Genomic DNA, 3,752 nt, shown 5'->3' with positions numbered 1-3,752 from the left:
AGCAACGACGTACTTTGAAACAGATGCACATCGACTTGTGTTCGTTGGGATATGAAGGGTCCTATGACCGGGTCGCAGCCTTCGCCAGGCAGTGGAAGGTGGATCAGTTAGAGAGGGTCAATTCTGCGAGCAAATCAACAGATAGCATAACTTTTTGGTCATTTGCGTAGTAACACCCCCTCATAATGCGAAAGCCCGCAATCAATTGCGGGCTTTTTTATGAAGACTGAAAACATAAATAAGTTGGGCATCCGATACCAAAAAACTGCACTAAATCATTGAATTTACTTATCTTTTTGCGTCAGCGACATCATGGCGTTCGATTTCTAATTAAGAAATTGTCTGGCCCAGTCGGCGATCGCCTTTTGCCAGAACTCTGAAATTGAATCAGCATGATCGATGTTCAATTCCAGAAAACGCGCGGCGTGTAATAACTCACTCAAAGGATTATTCAGATCTAGCGCTTTCGCACCGGTCTGTTTCGATAATTTTTCCCCGATCTCATTCAGCACGACCGGTACATGCATGTACGACGGCGTTGGCAAGTTGAGCAAGCGCTGCAAATAGATTTGGCGACCTGTTGATTCCAGTAAGTCGGTGCCGCGCACGATATGTGTCACGCCTTGATCGGCGTCATCAACTACAACCGCAAGTTGATAAGCCCAGTAGCCATCTGCGCGTTTCAAAACGAAGTCGCCAACTTCTGTTGCCAGATGCTGGGTCAATGGACCCAGCCAACGGTCGTCAAATGTAATCGTTTCGTCCTGTTCGTTTGATTCGGGGACACGTACTCGCAAGGCGCGCGCAATCTTGCCTTCTCCTATTCCATTGCGACATGTTCCTGGATAAATCGCTGCGCCATCCGCCGCTATGCCGAGACGCGAATCGGCGATTTCCTTGCGTGTGCAACCGCATGCATACGTATGTCCGGCTAGACGATCAAAGGCGGCTTGGTACAAATGCTTGCGCTGACTCTGCACAACAATCTCACCGTCATGCAGCATGCCGAAAATGGTTAGCGCCTGCATGATGGCATCAGTTGCGCCGGGCACGGTGCGCATCTCGTCTATGTCTTCAATCCGCACCAGCCATAGACCTTGATGCGCTTTGGCATCGAGATAGCTGGCCATTGCCGCGACTAGTGACCCAGCGTGCAAGGGGCCGCTGGGAGATGGCGCGAAGCGGCCTATGTATTTATTCTTGGTCTTCGCCATTACTCATTCTGCCAATAACTTGCGCTGTACATCGGGATCAGACAGTTTGCTTAAAAACCATTTCAGACATTTTCCGCGTGAGTCTGTGCGCCATGCATATTGCAAGGCGCCGTCGGGCTTGGTTTCGTTAGTTTGCTTTTCAATCAGTGCGCCGTTGTCGAAATACGGTTGCGCCCATTTGCGTGGCAGATGGCCGCAGCCCAAACCGGCGACTTGCGCCGCCAGTTTGTCACGCACGGTAGGCACCGTCAGCGTTGATTGTCCCGTCAACAAACCAGACGTAATACGAGGCAGCATGCGACCACTATCGCCTACTGAAATCGCACGATGTTGCTGCACGATACTTGCAGATAAAGGTTCATCCAGTTTCGCCAGGGGATGCGACGGCGCGACGGCGAATACCCAATCGACTTCACCCAAAGGTTTGGCGCGAAAGCCACCCGAGCCGCGTACTAGATCCGGGCCGTCGTATGAAATACCAATCGCCAGATCGGCTTCGCCATTGATCAATTTTTCCCAAGTGCCGGACAAAACTTCGGTGGAGAACCGTAATTGGGTGCCGGAACTTTGCAAGTCGCATTCATTAATCAGCGGGATCATTTTTTCATATGGAATCAATGCGTCGAGCACGATGCGCAACTCGACTTCCCAACCGCTGGCAGTGCGTTTAACGCGTTGCTCCAGCTCGTCGGCGGCGCGCAATAGGTGACGGCCTTCAGTCAACAATTCCTGCCCCGCCGCAGTCAGTTTGGCTCTATGGCCGCGTCTATCGAACAACAGCACATCGAGATCTTCTTCCAGCTTGCGCACGCTATAAGTCAGCGCGGAGGGCACGCGATCAAGCGCCACCGCTGCTGCGCCAAAGCTGCCTTTGCGGTCTATCGTATCGAGGATGCGGATCGCTTCCAGCGTCAAATTCATGGTGAAATCCAATATTCAAATTATTTGAACAACTTGTACGCAATTATGCCCTTATTCAATGAGTTTTGATCATCTATAGTGATGCTCATAGGTTGTCGCCTAGTCATACAATAAAACTCACCGAAAGGAACATATCATGTTTGAAATTCGCAAAAGCACAGACCGCGGCCACGCAAATCACGGCTGGCTCGATTCATATCACAGCTTCTCGTTCGGTGAATATTATGACGAACAGCACATGGGTTTTGGCCCACTGCGCGTGATCAACGAAGATCGCGTCAATGCCGGTGGCGGCTTCGGCACCCACGGCCATCGCGATATGGAAATCATCAGCTATGTGCTGGATGGCGAGCTGGCGCACAAAGACAGTATGGGCACCGGCAGCGTGATTCGTCCTGGTGATGTGCAAAGAATGAGTGCTGGCAGCGGCGTCCGTCATTCGGAATTCAATCACGCCAAAGACCAGACCACGCATTTTCTGCAGATCTGGATTCAGCCTAACGTGACTGGGATTCCACCAAGCTATGAAGAGAAAAATTTCACAGCCGAAGAAAAACGCGGTCGCCTGCGTTTGATTGCGAGCTCGGATGGCGAAGATGGTTCAGTGTTGATCCATCAGGATGCGAAGCTGTATGCAGGTTTGTTTGATGGCGCTGAAGCTGCTTCGCTAAATATTGCTGCTGGACGTCTTGCTTATGTGCACGTTGCACGTGGGACTGTGACCGTGAATGGCGTTGCGTTGAAAAACGGTGATGCTGTGAAATTGTCGGATGTTGCGACTATTGATATTGGTGATGGGCAGCAGGCTGAGGTGTTGGTGTTTGATTTGGGTGCTTAGGTTGCTTTGGTTGGTTGTTGGGACAGCCACTCTTTTTGGGGTGGCTGTTTTTTTTTTGGTCGGTGCTTTAGTGACACGGGTATTTCTTGTATTTAGCTCAGATGCCGGGGGGTAGCCCGGCAGCTACTCACTTTTCTTGCTTCGCCAAGAAAAGTAAGCAAAAGAAGGCGACGCAGAAGCCGTTGCCCGCTACGCGGGTACCCAAGTCAAGCGATCATCAGTCGGGTGAGCAAACAAACTCGCCTTCGGCTCAAACAGGTTTGCTCACTTTATCCGCCTGACGAGCGCTTGCCTTGGCAACGTCACATGCGGTTAAGGTCAACGGCAAAAACCAAAACCAAAACCAAAACCAAAACCAAAACCAAACAAGAGCAAAAAATACGTCAGGATTGCGCAGTCGCCGATTTGGCCGCATTTGCTTGCACGATCGTCTTCTCTGCCTTTATAGCCACCAGAGCCGTATCGCCAGATATGCTCCAACAAACAAAGAGCAACAGCTTTATCTATTTTAAGTAGAGATTTTATTTTGAGTCGGCTCGCGATAATGCTGTTGTTGTTGAACTTCATCCGCTGTGACGCTGCCGTTTGTGCGAAGCAGAAAATGGAAAAAGAAGTGAACGTTGTCTGAGCGTAGCGAGTTTCGTTCGCTTCCCATTTTTTGATTTGCACAGACGGGAACCCGAAGGGCGGCGGCTTCGCGGTCGCCTTCTTTTGCTTACTTTTCTTGGCGAAGCAAGAAAAGTGAGTAGCCGCCGGGCTACCCCCGGCTAACCCAAGCC

The 3,752-nt window shown here is 50.9% G+C and carries 3 protein-coding genes and 1 pseudogene; 1 reads left to right on the top strand and 3 read right to left on the bottom strand.

Features of this window, described 5'->3' with window-relative positions:
• Positions 1-326 precede the first annotated feature (326 nt).
• Both gluQRS and Q7T66_RS06465 read right to left on the bottom strand, forming a co-directional pair.
• Complete coding sequence (gene gluQRS, locus Q7T66_RS06470; protein ID WP_304932515.1) at positions 327-1,214, bottom strand: tRNA glutamyl-Q(34) synthetase GluQRS; 888 nt, start codon at positions 1,212-1,214, stop codon at positions 327-329.
• 3 nt (positions 1,215-1,217) lie between these two features.
• The gene (locus Q7T66_RS06465) at positions 1,218-2,135 is read right to left on the bottom strand and encodes a LysR family transcriptional regulator (RefSeq protein ID WP_304932514.1); all 918 of its coding nucleotides are present in this window, start codon (positions 2,133-2,135) and stop codon (positions 1,218-1,220) included.
• A gap of 136 nt (positions 2,136-2,271) precedes the next feature.
• Here Q7T66_RS06465 and Q7T66_RS06460 point away from each other — a divergent pair, with 136 nt between their 5' ends.
• Entirely contained in the window at positions 2,272-2,973 is a 702-nt protein-coding gene (locus Q7T66_RS06460) for a pirin family protein (RefSeq protein ID WP_304932513.1), read from the top strand.
• Positions 2,974-3,291: 318 nt separating this feature from the next.
• Here the strand turns inward: Q7T66_RS06460 and Q7T66_RS06455 are convergent.
• Positions 3,292-3,752, bottom strand: a pseudogene (locus tag Q7T66_RS06455) (hypothetical protein); the annotation flags it as partial.

Source organism: Herminiimonas sp. (assembly GCF_030655415.1).
The sequence above is the reverse complement of the archived record's forward strand: the minus strand, read 5'-3'. Positions and strand labels throughout refer to the sequence as shown.

Bases quoted from the DNA above. Each gene is read 5' to 3' on its own strand.
- gluQRS (WP_304932515.1), bottom strand. From the start codon at position 1,214: ATGGCGAAGACCAAGAATAAATACATAGGCCGCTTCGCGCCATCTCCC.
- Q7T66_RS06465 (WP_304932514.1), bottom strand. From the start codon at position 2,135: ATGAATTTGACGCTGGAAGCGATCCGCATCCTCGATACGATAGACCGC.
- Q7T66_RS06460 (WP_304932513.1), top strand. From the start codon at position 2,272: ATGTTTGAAATTCGCAAAAGCACAGACCGCGGCCACGCAAATCACGGC.